Annotated in this window: 18 protein-coding genes; 7 read left to right on the forward strand and 11 right to left on the reverse strand. The window is 56.7% G+C overall.

From position 1 onward, the window contains the following. Positions 1-17: 17 nt before the first annotated feature. From cysK to crr, 4 genes are all read left to right on the forward strand, one after another. Entirely contained in the window at positions 18-989 is a 972-nt protein-coding gene (cysK, locus tag IM271_RS06795) for a cysteine synthase A (RefSeq protein WP_028013996.1), read from the forward strand. Positions 990-1,306: 317 nt separating this feature from the next. Beyond that, positions 1,307-1,564 carry a phosphocarrier protein Hpr gene (gene ptsH / locus IM271_RS06800; protein ID WP_000487600.1) on the forward strand — a complete coding sequence of 86 codons (258 nt, stop codon included), beginning with the start codon at positions 1,307-1,309 and terminating at the stop codon, positions 1,562-1,564. 44 nt (positions 1,565-1,608) lie between these two features. Next, on the forward strand, positions 1,609-3,336 hold the full coding sequence (gene ptsI, locus IM271_RS06805) for a phosphoenolpyruvate-protein phosphotransferase PtsI (RefSeq protein WP_008501604.1): 1,728 nt from the start codon (positions 1,609-1,611) through the stop codon (positions 3,334-3,336). A 40-nt stretch (positions 3,337-3,376) separates the two neighbouring features. Beyond that, positions 3,377-3,886: a PTS glucose transporter subunit IIA gene (gene crr / locus IM271_RS06810; RefSeq protein WP_003861316.1), complete on the forward strand. Its 510-nt coding sequence runs from the start codon at positions 3,377-3,379 to the stop codon at positions 3,884-3,886. A 44-nt stretch (positions 3,887-3,930) separates the two neighbouring features. On the opposite strand, the gene pdxK is transcribed toward crr, so the two are convergent. The 10 genes from pdxK to IM271_RS06860 form a co-directional block, all read right to left on the reverse strand. Further along, positions 3,931-4,767 carry a pyridoxine/pyridoxal/pyridoxamine kinase gene (gene pdxK / locus IM271_RS06815; RefSeq protein ID WP_193052369.1) on the reverse strand — a complete coding sequence of 279 codons (837 nt, stop codon included), beginning with the start codon at positions 4,765-4,767 and terminating at the stop codon, positions 3,931-3,933. A gap of 5 nt (positions 4,768-4,772) precedes the next feature. Further along, a complete protein-coding gene (cysM, locus tag IM271_RS06820; RefSeq protein WP_059358547.1) occupies positions 4,773-5,684 on the reverse strand; it encodes a cysteine synthase CysM in 912 nt (303 codons plus the stop codon). A gap of 67 nt (positions 5,685-5,751) precedes the next feature. Beyond that, entirely contained in the window at positions 5,752-6,846 is a 1,095-nt protein-coding gene (cysA, locus tag IM271_RS06825) for a sulfate/thiosulfate ABC transporter ATP-binding protein CysA (protein ID WP_008501607.1), read from the reverse strand. Further along, complete coding sequence (gene cysW, locus IM271_RS06830; protein ID WP_193052370.1) at positions 6,836-7,711, reverse strand: sulfate/thiosulfate ABC transporter permease CysW; 876 nt, start codon at positions 7,709-7,711, stop codon at positions 6,836-6,838. The genes cysA and cysW overlap by 11 nt, the downstream gene beginning before the upstream one ends. After that, positions 7,711-8,544, reverse strand: a complete 834-nt coding sequence (cysT, locus tag IM271_RS06835) for a sulfate/thiosulfate ABC transporter permease CysT (protein WP_004123378.1) — start codon at positions 8,542-8,544, stop codon at positions 7,711-7,713. The genes cysW and cysT overlap by 1 nt, the downstream gene beginning before the upstream one ends. Next, the gene (locus IM271_RS06840; protein WP_193052371.1) at positions 8,544-9,557 is read right to left on the reverse strand and encodes a sulfate ABC transporter substrate-binding protein; all 1,014 of its coding nucleotides are present in this window, start codon (positions 9,555-9,557) and stop codon (positions 8,544-8,546) included. Before IM271_RS06840 ends, cysT begins: the two co-directional genes overlap by 1 nt. A gap of 175 nt (positions 9,558-9,732) precedes the next feature. Next, positions 9,733-10,632 carry a Dyp-type peroxidase gene (locus IM271_RS06845; RefSeq protein WP_047368060.1) on the reverse strand — a complete coding sequence of 300 codons (900 nt, stop codon included), beginning with the start codon at positions 10,630-10,632 and terminating at the stop codon, positions 9,733-9,735. A gap of 92 nt (positions 10,633-10,724) precedes the next feature. Next, a complete protein-coding gene (locus IM271_RS06850) occupies positions 10,725-11,300 on the reverse strand; it encodes an RpoE-regulated lipoprotein (protein ID WP_028014004.1) in 576 nt (191 codons plus the stop codon). A 63-nt stretch (positions 11,301-11,363) separates the two neighbouring features. Continuing rightward, positions 11,364-11,813, reverse strand: coding sequence for a DUF2919 domain-containing protein (locus tag IM271_RS06855; RefSeq protein WP_041908792.1), 450 nt, complete (start codon positions 11,811-11,813; stop codon positions 11,364-11,366). Next, entirely contained in the window at positions 11,800-12,225 is a 426-nt protein-coding gene (locus tag IM271_RS06860; RefSeq protein ID WP_193052372.1) for a GNAT family acetyltransferase, read from the reverse strand. Before IM271_RS06860 ends, IM271_RS06855 begins: the two co-directional genes overlap by 14 nt. Positions 12,226-12,437: 212 nt before the next feature. Here IM271_RS06860 and amiA point away from each other — a divergent pair, with 212 nt between their 5' ends. Further along, a complete protein-coding gene (gene amiA / locus IM271_RS06865; RefSeq protein ID WP_028014006.1) occupies positions 12,438-13,313 on the forward strand; it encodes an N-acetylmuramoyl-L-alanine amidase AmiA in 876 nt (291 codons plus the stop codon). Beyond that, positions 13,313-14,212 (forward strand): oxygen-dependent coproporphyrinogen oxidase, encoded by a 900-nt coding sequence (gene hemF, locus IM271_RS06870; RefSeq protein ID WP_063155455.1) that lies wholly within the window; start codon positions 13,313-13,315, stop codon positions 14,210-14,212. The genes amiA and hemF overlap by 1 nt, the downstream gene beginning before the upstream one ends. Positions 14,213-14,276: 64 nt before the next feature. Here the strand turns inward: hemF and maeB are convergent, their stop codons facing one another. Continuing rightward, on the reverse strand, positions 14,277-16,556 hold the full coding sequence (gene maeB / locus IM271_RS06875; protein ID WP_028014008.1) for an NADP-dependent oxaloacetate-decarboxylating malate dehydrogenase: 2,280 nt from the start codon (positions 16,554-16,556) through the stop codon (positions 14,277-14,279). 246 nt (positions 16,557-16,802) lie between these two features. On the opposite strand from maeB, the gene tal reads away from it, so the two are divergent. Next, a complete protein-coding gene (gene tal, locus IM271_RS06880; protein WP_028014009.1) occupies positions 16,803-17,753 on the forward strand; it encodes a transaldolase in 951 nt (316 codons plus the stop codon). Position 17,754 lies beyond the last annotated feature (1 nt).

The raw sequence follows: 17,754 nt of genomic DNA on the forward strand, positions 1-17,754 counted from the left end.
ACAGTTAAGGACAGGCCATGAGTAAGATTTATGAAGACAACTCGCTGACTATCGGTCATACGCCCCTGGTTCGACTGAACCGTATCGGTAATGGACGCATTCTGGCGAAGGTCGAATCACGCAACCCGAGCTTCAGCGTAAAATGCCGCATCGGTGCAAACATGATTTGGGATGCTGAAAAACGCGGCGTGCTGAAGCCAGGCGTTGAGCTGGTGGAACCGACCAGCGGTAACACCGGTATCGCTCTGGCCTATGTTGCTGCCGCACGCGGCTACAAGCTGACCCTGACCATGCCGGAAACCATGAGCATCGAACGTCGCAAACTGCTCAAAGCGCTGGGGGCGAACCTGGTCCTGACCGAAGGCGCGAAGGGCATGAAAGGTGCCATTCAGAAAGCTGAAGAGATCGTGGCCAGCGATCCGGCGAAATATCTGCTGCTGCAGCAGTTCAGCAACCCGGCTAACCCTGAAATTCACGAGAAGACCACCGGCCCGGAAATCTGGGAAGATACTGACGGCCAGGTTGACGTATTTATCTCCGGCGTCGGCACCGGCGGCACGCTGACCGGCGTGTCTCGCTATATTAAAGGCACAAAAGGTAAAAAAGAGCTGATTACCGTTGCCGTTGAACCTACCGACTCCCCGGTTATCGCTCAGGCGCTGGCGGGTGAAGAGCTTAAGCCTGGCCCGCATAAAATTCAGGGCATCGGCGCGGGCTTCATTCCGGGTAACCTGGATCTGAAGCTGATCGATAAAGTCGTTGCCATCACGAACGAAGAAGCCATCTCTACCGCGCGTCGTCTGATGGATGAAGAAGGCATTCTGGCGGGTATCTCTTCCGGTGCGGCCGTTGCGGCAGCGCTCAAACTTCAGGAAGATGAAGCCTTTACCAATAAGAATATTGTGGTTATCCTTCCTTCCTCGGGTGAGCGTTACTTGAGCACCGCGCTGTTTGCCGATCTGTTCACGGAAAAAGAGCTGCAACAGTAGTGCCAGTATGTTAATAACGCGTAAAAAAGCACCTTTTCGGGTGCTTTTTTGTGACCTGCTTCAGACTTTTGCCCCTCCTGGCATTGCTTCACCCCGATGTGTCTGGTATTTAAACCAGCAATTATTTTGAAGCGTGAAATTAATCAGTGAACGAAATACCCTTGCTGAATCGATTTTATGATTTGGTTCAAGTCTTCCTTTCGCTGCATAATGTTTAATGACGATTGAAACGTCAGCGCTAACAATACAGGCTAAAGTTAAGCCGCCAGGCTAGACTTTAGTTCCACAACACTAAACCTATAAGTTGGGGAAATACAATGTTCCAGCAAGAAGTTACCATTACCGCTCCGAACGGTCTGCACACCCGCCCTGCTGCTCAGTTTGTTAAAGAAGCGAAAGGCTTCACTTCTGAAATCACTGTAACTTCCAACGGCAAAAGCGCTAGCGCAAAAAGCCTGTTCAAACTGCAGACTCTGGGCCTGACTCAGGGCACCGTTGTTACCATCTCTGCTGAAGGTGAAGACGAGCAGAAAGCAGTTGAGCATCTGGTTAAACTGATGGCTGAGCTCGAGTAAGTTTCCGGGTTCTTTTAAATATCAGTCACAAGTAAGGTAGGGTTATGATTTCAGGCATTTTAGCATCCCCGGGTATCGCTTTCGGCAAAGCACTGCTGCTGAAAGAAGACGAGATCGTCATCGACCGGAAAAAAATTTCTGCCGACAAGGTTGATCAGGAAGTTGAACGTTTTCTGAGCGGTCGTGCCAAGGCATCTGCGCAACTGGAAGCGATCAAAACTAAAGCTGGCGAAACTTTCGGTGAAGAAAAAGAAGCCATCTTCGAAGGGCATATCATGCTGCTCGAAGATGAGGAGCTGGAGCAGGAAATCATAGCCCTGATTAAAGATAAAGGCATGACGGCCGACGCGGCTGCGCATGAAGTTATCGAAGGTCAGGCAACTGCCCTGGAAGAGCTGGATGATGAATACCTGAAAGAGCGTGCGGCTGACGTACGTGACATCGGTAAGCGCCTGCTGCGCAACATCCTGGGCCTGGCCATTATCGACCTGAGCGCGATTCAGGATGAAGTGATCCTGGTTGCCGCTGACCTCACCCCGTCTGAAACCGCACAGCTGAACCTGAAAAAGGTTCTCGGTTTCATCACCGACGCGGGTGGCCGTACCTCCCACACCTCAATCATGGCGCGTTCTCTGGAACTGCCTGCCATCGTGGGCACCGGTAGCGTCACCTCTCAGGTGAAAAACGGCGACTATCTGATTCTGGATGCCGTAAACAATCTGGTTTACGTCAACCCAACTAACGAAGAGATCGAAAAACTGCGCGCGGTTCAGGAGCAGGTTGCGACTGAAAAAGCGGAACTCGCTAAGCTGAAAGACCTGCCAGCCATCACCCTGGACGGCCATCAGGTAGAAGTGTGCGCAAACATCGGTACCGTACGCGACGTTGATGGCGCTGAGCGCAACGGTGCGGAAGGTGTTGGTCTCTATCGTACAGAATTCCTGTTCATGGACCGCGACGCGCTGCCTACGGAAGAAGAGCAGTTTGCTGCGTATAAAGCCGTCGCAGAAGCGTGTGGCTCACAGGCGGTTATCGTCCGTACCATGGACATCGGTGGCGACAAAGAGCTGCCGTACATGAACTTCCCGAAAGAAGAGAACCCGTTCCTGGGCTGGCGTGCCGTGCGTATCGCGATGGATCGTAAAGAGATCCTGCGTGACCAGGTTCGCGCTATCCTGCGTGCCTCCGCTTTCGGTAAGCTGCGCATCATGTTCCCGATGATCATCTCTGTTGAAGAAGTGCGTGCACTGAAGAAAGAGATTGAAATCTACAAACAGGAACTGCGCGACGAAGGTAAAGCATTTGACGAGTCAATTGAGATCGGCGTGATGGTGGAAACACCAGCAGCGGCGACCATTGCGCGTCATTTAGCCAAAGAAGTTGATTTCTTTAGTATCGGTACCAATGATTTAACGCAGTACACCCTGGCAGTTGACCGTGGTAATGATATGATTTCACATCTCTACCAGCCAATGTCACCGTCCGTACTGAACTTGATCAAGCAAGTTATTGATGCTTCTCATGCAGAAGGTAAATGGACTGGCATGTGTGGTGAGCTTGCAGGCGACGAACGTGCTACACTTCTGTTGCTGGGTATGGGTCTGGACGAATTCTCTATGAGCGCCATTTCCATCCCGCGCATTAAGAAGATTATCCGTAACACGAACTTCGAAGATGCGAAGGTGTTAGCAGAGCAGGCTCTTGCTCAACCGACAACGGACGAGTTAATGACGCTGGTTAACAAGTTCATTGAAGAAAAAACAATCTGCTAATCCACGAGATGCGGCCCAAATTACTGCTTAGGAGAAGATCATGGGTTTGTTCGATAAACTGAAATCTCTGGTTTCTGATGATAAGAAAGACTCCGGAACTATTGAGATTGTTGCTCCGCTCTCCGGCGAGATCGTCAACATCGAAGACGTGCCGGATGTAGTGTTTGCTGAGAAAATCGTTGGTGATGGCATTGCTATCAAACCAACTGGCAACAAAATGGTTGCTCCAGTTGACGGCACCATCGGTAAAATTTTTGAAACCAACCATGCGTTCTCTATCGAATCTGATAGCGGTATCGAACTGTTCGTTCACTTCGGTATCGACACCGTTGAACTGAAAGGCGAAGGCTTCAAGCGTATCGCGGAAGAAGGCCAGCGTGTTAAAGTTGGCGACCCGGTGATTGAATTCGATCTGCCACTGCTGGAAGAAAAAGCCAAGTCTACCCTGACGCCGGTTGTTATCTCCAACATGGACGAAATCAAAGAACTGATCAAACTGTCTGGCAGCGTCACCGTGGGCGAAACCCCGGTTATCCGCATCAAGAAGTAATTCTTGCCGCACAGAAAAATGGCGCCTTCGGGCGCCATTTTTGTTTATGCAGGGAGGATAAGCTCGTCGTAGCCTTTCGACTGGGTATAAAGCATCACATCAGTCACCCGATCCCCGGCCATGCGAATGGCATCAGCAACGGTTTTCCCCTCAACAATTCCGCTCACCAGTTCTGAACAGAACAGATCCCCCGTCCCTTTCAGATCGGTTTCTACGCGGGGATGCGCGCTGACGGTCACGCCCTCACGCGTCACCAGCACCACGTGGATGTTTTGCGGGTCATCGGCCACCGGCGCGCTGGTGATCGCCACCCATTTCAGAGTGTCAGAAAGCAATCCCTGCGCGGCGGCAATAGCGCTTTCCGGCGTCCGGCACGGCTTACCGCTCAATACTTCCAGCTCATAGACGTTTGGCGTAATCCCCTGCGCCAGCGGCAGCAGGTGTTCCCGGTAGGCTTCCGGGATATCCGGCTTCACGTACATTCCGCTGTCGATATCGCCGATAACCGGGTCGACCAGCACCAGCAGGTCAGGATGCTGCGCTTTGACCGCCATCAGCCACTGCGCCAGCAGCGCGATCTGGCTGGCGCTGCCCATATAGCCGGTAGTGACCGCTTTAAGCTCGCGCAGGATCTCGCGCTCTTCCAGCGCTTTCAGGTAGCCGCTGAACCACTCGTCGGGGATCACCCCGCCGTAGAAGGTGTCGTAGTGCGGCGTGTTGCTAAACAGCACCGTCGGCACGGCGGTAACGTTCAGCCTGTGGGTACAAATGTTCGGCACAGCAATGCTGTTCCCCACGCTGCCGTAAACCACCTGCGACTGCACCGCGACAATGTCGGTTTGCTGCGCCCGGGTGTTATCCCGGAATAGAATCATCTCCATGACGCTTAAATCCCCGCCCCCTGCGAATAACTCTCTTCACCAAAGACGCCGGTAGACAAATAGCGATCGCCGCGATCGCAGATAATCGCCACCACGACCGCACCGGGATTTGCCTGCGCCACGCGCAACGCCCCCGCTACCGCGCCCCCCGAGCTGACCCCGCAGAAGATGCCTTCACGCACGGCCAGTTCACGCATGGTATTCTCCGCCTCGCGCTGATGAATATCCAGCACCCGATCCACCAGCTGCGCATTAAAGATGCCTGGCATATACTCCGCAGGCCAGCGACGAATGCCCGGAATGCTGCTCCCCTCTTCCGGCTGCAGACCAACAATGGTGACCGGTTTCTCCTGCTCGCGCAAAAAACGCGACACGCCGGTAATGGTGCCGGTAGTGCCCATGCTGGAGACAAAATGGGTGATGCGCCCGGCGGTTTGCTGCCAGATTTCCGGGCCGGTGGTGGTGTAGTGCGCGTACGGGTTGTCCGGGTTGTTGAACTGATCGAGCAGTTTACCTTCGCCGCGCTCGGCCATTGCTAACGCTAAGTCTCGCGCCCCTTCCATCCCCTGCTCTTTGGTCACCAGAATCAGCTCGGCCCCGTAGGCGCGCATCGCGGCGCGGCGCTCCTGGCTCATGTTGTCCGGCATCAGCAGCTTCATGCGGTAGCCTTTCAGCGCCGCAATCATTGCCAGCGCGATACCGGTGTTGCCGCTGGTGGCTTCAATCAGCACATCGCCTGGCTTAATTTCACCGCGTTTCTCGGCCTGGACAATCATCGACAGCGCCGCGCGGTCTTTCACCGACCCTGCCGGGTTATTGCCTTCGAGTTTGACCCAGATTTCGCTGCCGTTGGCACATCCCATGCGCTGAAGCTTGACCAGAGGGGTGTTGCCGATGGTGTGTTCGAGTGTATTCACGATTTTTACTCAATAAAAAGCCCGGTAAGCATCACGCCACCGGGCGAAAAACATACTCAATAACCTATCAGGCTGACTCCGCCAGAGCAATATCCTCGCGCGTCTCAATGCGCTCCTTACCGTGATAGATGCGCGCATGCTGCAGCCCGACAAACAGGCGCTCACCCCGGTGCGGCGGGACGTCGTCGCGCATGACCACGGTCAGCGGCTCGGTATACCAGCCCAGCGGCTGTACCACCAATTGGGTGTAGTGACCTTTAGGGCTAGCTTCCAGCACCTGCACCGGCAGCGGGGAATCCAGGCTGGTGCGGCGGCTGACGTCCACTTCCCACGGGCGCAGGAACAGATCGACCGGCCCCTGATGCGCGGAGGTGTAGCCCAGCGGCCAGCGGTGCGCGCCGACGTGGAACTGACCGCCGCGAATGGTGCCCTGCAGGCGGTTCACCTCGCCCATAAACTCCAGCACGAAGCGGGTCGCCGGCTCGCGCCAGAGCTGTTCCGGCTCGTCAACCTGCTCGATGTTGCCCTGGCTCATGACCACCACGCGGTCCGCGACTTCCATCGCCTCTTCCTGATCGTGGGTCACGAAGACGCTGGTGAATTTCAGTTCTTCATGCAGCTGGCGCAGCCAGCGACGCAGCTCTTTGCGCACCTGCGCATCCAGCGCGCCGAAGGGTTCATCCAGCAGTAGTATTTGCGGCTCAACGGCCAGCGCGCGCGCCAGCGCCACGCGCTGCTTCTGCCCGCCGGAAAGCTGCGCCGGGAAACGGTCCGCCAGATGCGCCAGCTGCACCATCTCCAGCAGTTTGGTTACTTTCGCCTTAATGGTTGCTGCATCCGGGCGTTCACGACGCGGCAGCACCGTCAGGCCAAAGGCGATATTGTCGAAAACGGTCATGTGGCGGAACAGCGCGTAATGCTGGAAGACAAAACCCACTTTACGATCGCGGGCGTGCAGGCGGCTCACGTCGGTGCCGTGGAAGCGGATGTGCCCGCTGGTCTGGTGCTCAAGCCCGGCGATGATCCGCAGCAGCGTCGTTTTGCCCGAGCCAGACGGCCCCAGCAGCGCCACCATTTGTCCGGAAGGGATATCCAGTGAGATATCATTCAGCACCTGGGTGCGACCAAAAGACTTCTTAATATTGGCAATCTCAATGCTCATGATTTCCCTCCTGATGCTGACGTTTTTCCTGATTCTCTAAACGCCACTGCACCACACTCTTCAAAAACAGGGTCAAAATCGCCATCAGCGTCAGCAACGCTGCGGCAGTAAAGGAACCGACGGTGTTGTAGTCCTGTTCCAGTAACTCAATCTGTAACGGCAGCGACAGCGTTTCACCGCGAATCGAGCCGGATACAACCGACACCGCACCAAACTCACCAATCGCGCGGGCGTTGGTCAGCACCACGCCGTAAAGCAGCGCCCAGCGGATATTCGGCAGCGTCACGCGGCGGAACATCTGCCAGCCCGAAGCCCCCAGCAGCACCGCCGCTTCGTCTTCGTTGCTCCCCTGGCTTAACATCACCGGCACCAGCTCACGTACCACAAATGGGCAGGTCACGAAGATGGTCACCAGCACCATGCCCGGCCAGGCGAACATGATCTGCAGGTTATGTTCATCCAGCCAGCCGCCCAGCGGGCCGTTGGAGCCGTAAAAGAGCAGGTAAACCAGACCGGCAACAACAGGCGACACGGCAAACGGAATATCCAGCAGGGTCAGCAGCAGCTGACGTCCCGGGAAGTTAAAGCGCGTCACCAGCCAGGCCAGCAGCGTACCGAAGACCAGGTTCACCGGCACGGTGATCAGGGCAATCAGCACCGTCAGCCAGATGGCGTGCAGCATGTCCGGGTTCGCCAGGTTCTCCAGCGCGGGCATCAGCCCCTTGCTGAACGCCTGGACGAAGATATAAATCGTCGGCACGACGAGAATGAGGGCGGAAACCAGCACGCCCATGCCAATCAGAAACCATTTACCCCAGTTGATGCGGGGCGCATCGTATCGCTTCAATTGCGTAACTTCCGCCATCAGTGACCTACCACACGTCGACCAAAGCGACTTTGCAGAGTGTTTATCGAATACAGCAGCAGCAGCGAGGCCGCGAGGATCACCGAGGCAATCGCGCTCGCCGCCGGATAATCAAACTCCTGCAGGCGGATGAAAATCATCAGCGAGGTGACTTCCGTTTTCCAGGCGATGTTCCCGGCGATAAAAATCACCGCGCCGAACTCACCGAGGCTGCGGGTAAACGACAGCGCGACGCCAGCCATCAGCGCCGGAGAGAGCTCTGGCAGAACCACTTTGCGGAAGCTCTGCCAGCGCGTGGCGCCCAGCGTTTCCGCCGCTTCTTCGTATTCCGGACCCAGCTCTTCCAGTACCGGCTGCACGGTACGCACCACAAACGGGATGCTGGTAAAGGCCATCGCCACCGCGATCCCGAGCCAGGTATAGGTCACCTTGATGTCAAATTTCGCCAGCCACTCGCCGTACAGCCCGTTCACGGAGAAGAGCGACGCGAGGGTTAAGCCCGCAACCGCCGTCGGCAGCGCAAACGGCAGATCCATCAGGGCATCAAGCAGCGTACGGCCCGGGAAGCGATAGCGGGTTAAGATCCACGCCATCAGCAGGCCAAACACGCCGTTAAAAATGGAGGCAACAAACGCCGACAGCAGCGTCACCTTATAGGCCGCCACCACCTGCGGGTTGGTGACCACGTCCCAGTACTGCGCCCAGCTCATCTGAGCAAGCTGCATCACCAGCGCGCTGAGCGGCAACAGCAGGATCAGGCAGACGAACAGCAGGCTGGTCCCGAGGCTTAAGGTAAAGCCCGGCAGCACGCGTTTTGTCGAGACTGCAAACATTACTTACGCCCCGCCGCCAGCAGTTTGTCTAACTCACCGCCGCTGGCAAAGTGCGTTTTCATCACCTCAGGCCAGGAGCCGAAATGATCTTCCACCCGGAACAACGCGGTCTGCGGGAATTTGTCCTTCAGTTTGTTCATTACGTCGGGGTTGTTCACGCGGTAGTAGTAGTCGGTAATGATGGCCTGCGCCTGCGGGCTATACAGGTAGTTGAGATAGGCTTTTGCCGCTTTCTCGGTGCCGTTCGCCTGCACGTTTTTATCCAACCACGCCACCGGGAACTCAGCCAGGATGTTGGTTTTCGGAATAACCACCTCGAAGCCCTGCGCTTCGTACTGCTTGCGAATGTTGTTCACTTCGGATTCAAAGCTGATCAGCACGTCGCCCAGACCACGCTCGGCGAAGGTCGTGGTCGCGCCGCGGCCGCCGGTATCAAACACTTCGACGTTTTTCAGGAACTGGGTCATGAACTGCTCGGTCTTCGCTTTATCCTTACCGTCAGCCTTGTCTGCCGCGCCCCACGCGGCTAAATAGGTGTAGCGCGCGTTACCTAGAGTTTTTGGGTTCGGGAAAATCAGCTTCACGTCGGAACGCACCAGGTCGCTCCAGTCGTGGATGTTCTTCGGGTTGCCCTTACGCACCAGGAAGCCCATGGTGGAGTAGAACGGCGAGCTATTGTTTGGCAAGCGGCTCTGCCAGTCAGCCGGGATCAGCTTGCCCTTGTCGTGCAGGATCTGCACGTCAGTCACCTGGTTGTAGGTCACGACATCTGCTTTCAGCCCCTGCAAAATCGCCAGCGCCTGCTTGGATGAACCGGCGTGGGACTGCTTGATGGTCAGCTTATCGCCATTGTTTTCTTTCGCCCACTGCTGCTCGAACGGTGGGTTAAGGGCGGCAAACAGCTCGCGGGAGACATCATACGAGCTGTTCAGCAGCTCGGTCGCCTGCGCCTGGGCCACCAGCAGTAAACCTGCCAGCGCCAGAGTTCCTTTTTTCAGTACAGTAACGGCCATTGCGCACCCTTATAAATGTGATGACTATCTTATAGTCATAATATTTATAACGGGGATGAAAGGAGTAACGGTTTTATATACCGTTTGGTGATTTACAAGCAGAAAAGGGAATAAGGGTGCGGGGAAAATTGCCGGGTGGCGCTAACGCTTACCCGGCCTACGTATGGGGAGCGTTTTACAGCGCCAGCAGGCGCTCAACGGACGGCGCAAAATAGTAGCCGCCGGTGACCGGGCGGGTGAAGCGCAGCATGGCATCGCGCTTGCCGTCAGTGTCACCGAACATGCTCAGCAGTTGCTGCTCAATATTGTGCAGCCGCGCGCAGTAGGCGCAGAAGTAGAGGCCGTGCGTGCCGCTTGCCGTGCCGTACGGCAGGCTCTGACGAACAATTTTGAGCCCCTTGCCGTCTTCCTTAAGGTCAACGCGGGACAGGTGCGAGGTCACCGGGCGCGCATCGCCGTCGATCTCTTCGTTGGCTTCTTTGGTGCGGCCAATCATCATCTCTTGGTCGTGCACGCTCATGCGGTTAAGCTGCTTGAGGTTGTGCTCCCAGCGCTGGACGAACACGTAGCTGCCGCCCGCGTCCACGCCGTCTTTGATGACCGCCACGTCGCGACGAACCTCTTCACCCGCCGGGTTTTCGGTGCCGTCAACGAAGCCGCTCAGATCGCGCTCTTCCACCCAGCGGAAGCCGTGAACCTCTTCCTGCACGTCGATGCTGTCGCCAAACGCTTCAACCGCCGCCTGAGCAACGGAGAAGTTCACGTCGTGGCGCAGAGAGAGGATGTGGATCAGCACGTCGTATTGGGTGGCTGGCGCCAGGCCTTTGCCGTAAGGGATAAAGTCCTTCAGCTCTTCCGCGCCTTCGCCGCCGCTCAGCTGACGCCAGACGTTATTGCCGAAAGCGACAACGGCACCCAGATGGGCGTCCGGGAATTTGGCCTGGAAGGTGGCCAGTTTATCAACGAAAACTTTGCTGGCCGCGCGCAGGGCATCCACGTCCCCTTTAACATTGGCTTCAATCCAAATCGCCGCGCGGCAATGTTCTGGCAAAATGCCACTCTGAACCTGAGACATCGCTCCTCCTGAAATAAAGATGCCACGTCAGCGTGGCATTGATGGCGGCTATTATACCCGGATTTCAGCGAGGCGGTTTGTTCAGGCGCAAATTACTGCTTCCAGAGTATTTTGCTCACTTTCCAGCTCTTCAGCGTGTCGTCAGAGGGCATCAATCCTTCCGGACCACTCCAGGTTCCGGTGAAGACATAGCTGATGTGCTGGCTGCCTTCCGCCTTACATTCCACCGCCACGCCATCGTCTGAAGGGGCGCTGCTGCAGTTACCAAAGGCCTGTTTATAAAGATCGCTAAACGGGGTGCCCACCTTTACGCCACTGGCGGTCGGAATATCTTCGTCCATCACGGCAATGCGGTTCACCGTCCCTTTATCACCGTTAATCACCAGCGCCAGCTTGTCGCCCTTTAGCGCTTCAAAGTAACGTACAATGTTGCCATTCTCGGTTTTCATCCCGCTACGCAGGCGATAGTCACTGCTCAGGGCATCCTGAATGGCGTCCTGATCGAGCGCCGTTGACGCGGTAATTTTTCCCACGCCCTGCTCGGTCACTTCGGTGGAAGAGCCAAACCAGTTCCACGGATACGCGGCGGACCAGTTAATGGAGGAGAGCGTCGAACAGCCGGTTAGCGCCAGCGGGAGAGCGCATAAAAGTAAACGCAGCGATTTCATTGAAACGTCCTTTCTAATTAAATCAACGCTTGTTGGAGTGCGGCATCGGCAAAAAGTGCCGCGCTAATCTGACTCTTGCGTAAAACAGGCACGTAAGCGGGGATTCGTCAGCAGCCACATCAGCGCCACAATATCCGCCACCACCAGCGCGATGCCGATACCGGAAAGCGGTTCACCCAGCCACCAGAGCACGGGTTGCCAGAACAGCAGCGCAATCTGGGCGAGGATCAGCAGCCAGCGAAGCGCACGCCACAGACGCGGGATTACATGCCGTCGACCGCTGCACAAAAAAGCCACCACCGCCGGTACGCCCGGCAGTAAGCCGAGCCAGAAGGCATCGTGGTCGGGATAAAAGAGATTCAGCAGCGTATCGCCCTGCCCGCGCGACGCACCGGCCATCACAAACAGTACCCAGGTACGGGCCTGGAGGAGCAAAACGCACCAGAATAAAAACGGCAGCCTGACGCGGCCCTGCGCGTCATAGTCAGCCGGGTGGATCTCAGTACTCTTCATCTTCGATCAGGCGCTTACCCAGCGTCAGCACGTCGGCGTGCTCGTAGCCCAGACGCTCATACATGCCCAGCACCACGTCGTTATCTTCCCGCACCATGATCTGGATTTTCGGGCAGCCGCGGGCGATGAGTTTCTTTTCCAGACGATTGAGCAGCGCGTTGGCGATGCCGCGCGCCCGGTATTCCGGGTGGACGCCCAGATAATAGGCCGTGCCGCGGTGGCCGTCGTAGCCGCCCATTACCGTCCCGACCACCTCGCCGTTCACTTCCGCGACCAGAAACAGGCTAACGTCGTGATTCACCTTACGTTCGATATCCATTTCCGGATCGTTCCACGGACGCAGCAGATCGCAGCGCTCCCAAAGGGTGATCACCTCTTCGAAATCTTCCTGGCGAAAAACGCGTATCTCCATGGTATTAACCGCCTTTTCGGGTTTAAAAACAGTGATTATGGCGTGAACGGGGCGTTTAGCCAATAACCGGGGAAAATCTCGCCAAAATTTGGCATAATGTCACTTTGTCACGTATTGAAATGAAAAGTAAAACAATTCTCAATAAGGACTGTCGTAACGGGAAACACGATACGATATAACACCAGGACCCCATTTTTCAGTATTCAGGCCGCATGAGCACATTCAAACCATTAAAAGCACTCACATCGCGTCGTCAGGTTCTCAAAGCGGGGCTGGCGGCCTTAACGTTAACGGGCATCGCTAAGCAGGCTCAGGCAAAAGACGAGAGCACGCTCAAAACCAGTAACGGACACAGCAAACCGAAAACCAAAAAGCCGGGCGCAAAGCGTCTGGTGATGCTCGATCCGGGCCACGGCGGTATTGATACCGGCGCCATCGGCAGAAACGGTTCGAAAGAAAAACACGTCGTGCTGGCAATTGCAAAAAATGTGCGATCGATTTTACGCAGCAACGGCATTGACGCCCGCCTGACGCGTACGGGCGACACGTTCATTCCGCTGTATGACCGCGTGGAAATTGCCCATAAGCACGGCGCCGACCTGTTTATGTCCATTCACGCGGATGGCTTCACAAACCCTTCCGCCGCGGGCGCGTCGGTGTTTGCCCTCTCCAACCGCGGCGCCAGTAGCGCCATGGCGAAATACCTTTCCGATCGCGAAAACCGGGCGGATGAAGTAGCCGGGAAGAAAGCCACGGATAAAGATCATCTGTTGCAGCAGGTGCTGTTCGATCTCGTGCAAACGGACACCATCAAAAACAGCCTGACGCTCGGCTCGCATATCCTCAAGCGGATTAAGCCGGTGCACCGTCTGCACAGTAAAAGCACGGAACAGGCGGCGTTTGTGGTGCTGAAGTCACCGTCTATCCCATCCGTGCTGGTGGAAACGTCCTTTATTACCAACCCGGAAGAAGAGCGCCTGCTCGGCACCACGGCGTTTCGCCAGAAGATCGCCAACGCCATCGCCTCCGGCATTATCAGTTACTTCAACTGGTTCGATAACCAGAAAGCGCACTCCAGGAAACGCTGATGAAACCCAATGCACAGTTGGTCAAAACGTTCCTGCTGCAGTTGCAGGATGAGATTTGCCAGAAACTGGCCGCCGCTGACGGCGGTGAATTCCAGGAAGATAGCTGGCAGCGCGAAGCGGGCGGCGGCGGGCGCAGCCGCGTGCTGCGTAACGGCGGCATCTTCGAACAGGCGGGCGTGAATTTTTCCCACGTTCACGGCGACGCCATGCCCGCGTCCGCTACCGCGCACCGCCCTGAGCTGGCGGGCCGCAGCTTCGAAGCGATGGGCGTCTCGCTGGTGATCCACCCGCATAACCCGTTTGTTCCGACCAGCCACGCCAACGTGCGCTTTTTCATCGCGGAGAAGCCGGGGGCCGATCCGGTCTGGTGGTTTGGCGGCGGTTTCGACATGACGCCCTACTACGGCTTCGAAGAGGATGCCGTGCACTGGCACACCACCGCGCGGGACCTTTGCCTGCCGTTTGGCGAAGACGTTTACCCGAAATATAAAAAGTGGTGCGACGACTACTTTTACCTGAAGCACCGCGACGAGCAGCGCGGCATCGGCGGGCTGTTCTTTGACGATCTCAACACGCCGGATTTTGATACGGCATTTAGCTTTATGCGCGCGGTGGGTGAAGGGTTCACCGATGCGTACCTGCCGATTGTCGAACGCCGTAAAAACACCGACTACGGCGTGCGCGAGCGTGAGTTCCAGCTTTATCGTCGCGGGCGGTACGTGGAGTTCAACCTGGTGTGGGATCGCGGGACGCTGTTCGGCCTGCAGACCGGCGGACGCACGGAGTCGATTCTGATGTCGATGCCGCCGCTGGTGCGCTGGGAGTACAGCTACGAGCCAAAAGAAGGCAGCCCGGAGGCTGCCTTGAGTGAGTTCCTTAAAGTACGCGACTGGATTTAACTGCCGGATGGCGCTGCGCTTATCCGGCCTACTCAATCCCCAGGTCGGGTAAGCACACGCGCCCTTACAGCGGCTGCGTCTGCGCCTCAACCACCGCCAGCGCCACCATGTTCACGATACGACGCACGGAGGCAATCGGCGTTAACACGTGCACCGGTTTTGCCACGCCCATCAGCACCGGTCCTACGGTCACCCCTTCAGAGCTGGAGACGCGCAGCAGGTTGTAGCTGATACGCGCCGCTTCCACGTTCGGCATAATCAGGATGTTCGCCGATCCCTTCAGCGGGCTGTCCGGCATACGTTCGTTGCGGATGCTCTCCACCAGCGCGGCATCACCATGCATTTCCCCGTCAATCATCAGCTCCGGCGCACGCTCGCGCACCAGTTCCAGAGTCTGGCGCATTTTGCACGCCGCCGCGGATTTGGACGAACCAAAGTTTGAGTGCGACAGCAGCGCCACCTTAGGCTCGATACCAAAGCGACGCACGGTCTCGGCGGCCATCACGGTGATCTCCGCCAGCTCGTCCGGGGTTGGATCGTCGTTAACGTAGGTATCGGCAATAAAGGTGTTGCCGCTCGGCAGCAGCAGCGCGTTCATCGCCCCGGCGGTGTGCACGCCGTCGCGATAGCCGAAGATCTCCTGCACCACGCTGAAATGCTCGTGGTAATCGCCGATGGTGCCGCAGATCAGCGCATCCGCCTCGCCGCGATGGACCATGATCGCGCCGATGACCGTAGTATTGCTGATCACCGCCCGCTGCGCCTGCTCCTGGGTGATCCCGCGACGCTTCATGATCGCGTAATATTCGTTCCAGTACTCCTTGAAGCGCGGATCGGATTCGTTGTTAACGATCTCGAAGTCCACGCCCGGCTTAATCTGCAGGCCCAGCTTCTGAATGCGCATCTCGATCACGCTCGGACGACCAATCAGGATCGGCTTCGCCAGCCCTAAGGTGATCAGCTCCTGCGTGGCGTGCAGCACGCGCGCCTCTTCCCCTTCCGCCAGCACCACGCGCTTCGCGTCTGCGCGAGCCTGAGAGAAGATCGGCTTCATAAACAGGTTAGTTTTGTAGACGAACTCGGTGAGTTTATCGACGTACGCGTCGAAATCCTGAATCGGACGCGTCGCCACGCCGGAGTCCATCGCCGCTTTGGCAACGGCTGGCGCAATTTTGACAATCAGGCGCGGATCGAACGGTTTTGGAATGATGTAGTCCGGGCCAAAGCTCAGATCCTGATCCCCGTACGCGGAGGCGACCACTTCGCTCTGCTCAGCGTGCGCCAGCTCGGCGATGGCGTGAACGGCGGCCAGCTTCATCTCTTCGTTGATCGCCGTCGCGCCAACGTCCAGCGCCCCGCGGAAGATGAACGGGAAGCAGAGCACGTTGTTCACCTGGTTCGGGTAGTCCGAACGGCCGGTACAGATAATGGCGTCTTCGCGCACCGCTTTCGCCAGCGGCGGCAGGATTTCCGGTTCCGGGTTCGCCAGCGCCAGGATCATCGGCGCGCGCGCCATTTTCTGCACCATTTCCTGGGTCAGCACTTTCGGGCCTGAACAGCCGAGGAAGATATCCGCGCCGTCAATCACGTCCTCAAGCGTGCGCTTGCCGTCGTCTTCAACCGCGTAGGCCGCTTTGGTTTCCGCCATGTTCGGCTCGCGGTCTTTGTAGATAACGCCCTTAGAGTCGCAGACCACGATATTGTGTTTCTGCATGCCCAACGCCACCAGCAGGTTCATACAGGCGATGGCCGCCGCGCCCGCACCGGAGACCACCATGCGAACGTCGGAGAGATTTTTCTCCACCACGCGCAGGCCGTTGAGAATGGCAGCGGTACTGATAATCGCCGTGCCGTGCTGGTCGTCATGGAACACGGGAATGTTCATACGCTCGCGCAACTTCTGCTCGATATAGAAACATTCCGGCGCTTTGATGTCTTCCAGGTTGATCCCGCCGAAGGTCGGCTCCAGCGCGGCCACCACGTTGATGAACTTATCGGGATCGAGTTCGTCCACTTCGATATCGAACACGTCGATACCGGCAAATTTCTTAAACAGTACGCCCTTCCCTTCCATCACCGGTTTACCGGCCAGGGCACCAATATTGCCCAGGCCCAGCACCGCCGTACCGTTAGAGATAACAGCGACAAGGTTACCGCGCGCGGTGTATTTGTAGGCCGCCAGCGGATCTTTTTCGATCTCCAGACACGGCGCAGCCACGCCCGGCGAGTAGGCCAGCGCCAGATCGCGCTGGGTCGCCAGCGGCTTGGTTGGGGAGACCTGAATTTTACCGGGGACAGGGAACTCGTGAAAATCGAGGGCACTCTGTTTTAACTGATCGTCCATCTTGTTATTCCTTTTACGTATCGGTCAGATAGTATCGCCGCTGAGCAGCGCATAAACTTTGAAGGCTGCCAAACTCTCACCATCACACATTAAAAATTGTTATCAATTTATAACAGCCATGTTACCCGTCTCAAAAGCAATGCCTGCCCCGTCTGCTATGCTTTTTTGTTAAGTCCATCATGATTTTCTCAGAAGTGTGAACTAACGCACTCATCTAACTCTTTTATTTCCAAGGAGTAATTATTTATGAACCAGCTAGACGGCATCAAACAATTCACCACCGTGGTTGCAGACAGCGGCGATATCGAGTCGATTCGCCACTATCAGCCAGAGGACGCGACCACCAACCCTTCGCTGCTTCTGAAAGCGGCGGGGCTTGCCCATTTTAGCCATCTGATTGACGACGCGATTGCCTACGGTAAACAGCGCGGGAAAACGCAGGAGCAGCAGGTTGCTGAAGCCAGCGACAAGCTGGCGGTTAATTTTGGTGCGGAAATTCTGAAAAGCATTCCGGGGCGCGTGTCGACCGAAGTAGATGCCCGCCTCTCGTTCGATCAGGAAAAGAGTATTAACAAAGCGCGCCGCCTGGTGGAGCTCTACCAGGAACAGGGGATCGATAAGTCACGCATTCTGATCAAGCTCGCGTCCACATGGGAAGGCATCCGCGCGGCAGAGGTTCTGGAAAAAGAGGGGATCCACTGCAACCTGACGCTGCTGTTCTCCTTTGCCCAGGCGCGCGCCTGTGCCGAAGCGGGCGTGTTCCTGATCTCGCCGTTTGTCGGGCGCATCTACGACTGGTATCAGGCGAAACAGCCGATGGACCCGTACGTGGTAGAGGAAGACCCTGGCGTGAAGTCGGTGCGTAATATCTACGATTATTACAAGCAGCATCGCTACGAAACCATCGTGATGGGGGCCAGCTTCCGCCGCACCGAGCAGATCCTGGCGCTCGCAGGGTGCGACCGTCTGACCATCTCCCCTGACCTGCTGAAAAAGCTGCAGGAGAGCGACGAAACGGTGATCCGCAAGCTGGTGCCGACCTCTACCGTCCTGCCAAAACCGAAAGCCATGACCGAAGCGGAGTTCCGCTGGGAGCATAATCAGGACCCTATGGCCGTGGAAAAACTGGCGGACGGCATCCGCCAGTTCGCCGTCGACCAGCGAAAACTCGAAGATCTTCTCGCCGCCAAACTTTAAC

Source organism: Enterobacter cloacae complex sp. I3, from assembly GCF_014896175.1.
GTDB lineage: Bacteria > Pseudomonadota > Gammaproteobacteria > Enterobacterales > Enterobacteriaceae > Enterobacter > Enterobacter bugandensis.

Excerpts from the sequence above, each read along its gene's own strand:
- cysK (WP_028013996.1), top strand. The coding sequence starts at position 18 with ATGAGTAAGATTTATGAAGACAACTCGCTGACTATCGGTCATACGCCC.
- ptsH (WP_000487600.1), top strand. The coding sequence starts at position 1,307 with ATGTTCCAGCAAGAAGTTACCATTACCGCTCCGAACGGTCTGCACACC.
- ptsI (WP_008501604.1), top strand. The coding sequence starts at position 1,609 with ATGATTTCAGGCATTTTAGCATCCCCGGGTATCGCTTTCGGCAAAGCA.
- crr (WP_003861316.1), top strand. The coding sequence starts at position 3,377 with ATGGGTTTGTTCGATAAACTGAAATCTCTGGTTTCTGATGATAAGAAA.
- pdxK (WP_193052369.1), bottom strand. The coding sequence starts at position 4,767 with ATGGAGATGATTCTATTCCGGGATAACACCCGGGCGCAGCAAACCGAC.
- cysA (WP_008501607.1), bottom strand. The coding sequence starts at position 6,846 with ATGAGCATTGAGATTGCCAATATTAAGAAGTCTTTTGGTCGCACCCAG.
- cysW (WP_193052370.1), bottom strand. The coding sequence starts at position 7,711 with ATGGCGGAAGTTACGCAATTGAAGCGATACGATGCGCCCCGCATCAAC.
- cysT (WP_004123378.1), bottom strand. The coding sequence starts at position 8,544 with ATGTTTGCAGTCTCGACAAAACGCGTGCTGCCGGGCTTTACCTTAAGC.
- IM271_RS06840 (WP_193052371.1), bottom strand. The coding sequence starts at position 9,557 with ATGGCCGTTACTGTACTGAAAAAAGGAACTCTGGCGCTGGCAGGTTTA.
- IM271_RS06845 (WP_047368060.1), bottom strand. The coding sequence starts at position 10,632 with ATGTCTCAGGTTCAGAGTGGCATTTTGCCAGAACATTGCCGCGCGGCG.
- IM271_RS06850 (WP_028014004.1), bottom strand. The coding sequence starts at position 11,300 with ATGAAATCGCTGCGTTTACTTTTATGCGCTCTCCCGCTGGCGCTAACC.
- IM271_RS06855 (WP_041908792.1), bottom strand. The coding sequence starts at position 11,813 with ATGAAGAGTACTGAGATCCACCCGGCTGACTATGACGCGCAGGGCCGC.
- IM271_RS06860 (WP_193052372.1), bottom strand. The coding sequence starts at position 12,225 with ATGGAGATACGCGTTTTTCGCCAGGAAGATTTCGAAGAGGTGATCACC.
- amiA (WP_028014006.1), top strand. The coding sequence starts at position 12,438 with ATGAGCACATTCAAACCATTAAAAGCACTCACATCGCGTCGTCAGGTT.
- hemF (WP_063155455.1), top strand. The coding sequence starts at position 13,313 with ATGAAACCCAATGCACAGTTGGTCAAAACGTTCCTGCTGCAGTTGCAG.
- maeB (WP_028014008.1), bottom strand. The coding sequence starts at position 16,556 with ATGGACGATCAGTTAAAACAGAGTGCCCTCGATTTTCACGAGTTCCCT.
- tal (WP_028014009.1), top strand. The coding sequence starts at position 16,803 with ATGAACCAGCTAGACGGCATCAAACAATTCACCACCGTGGTTGCAGAC.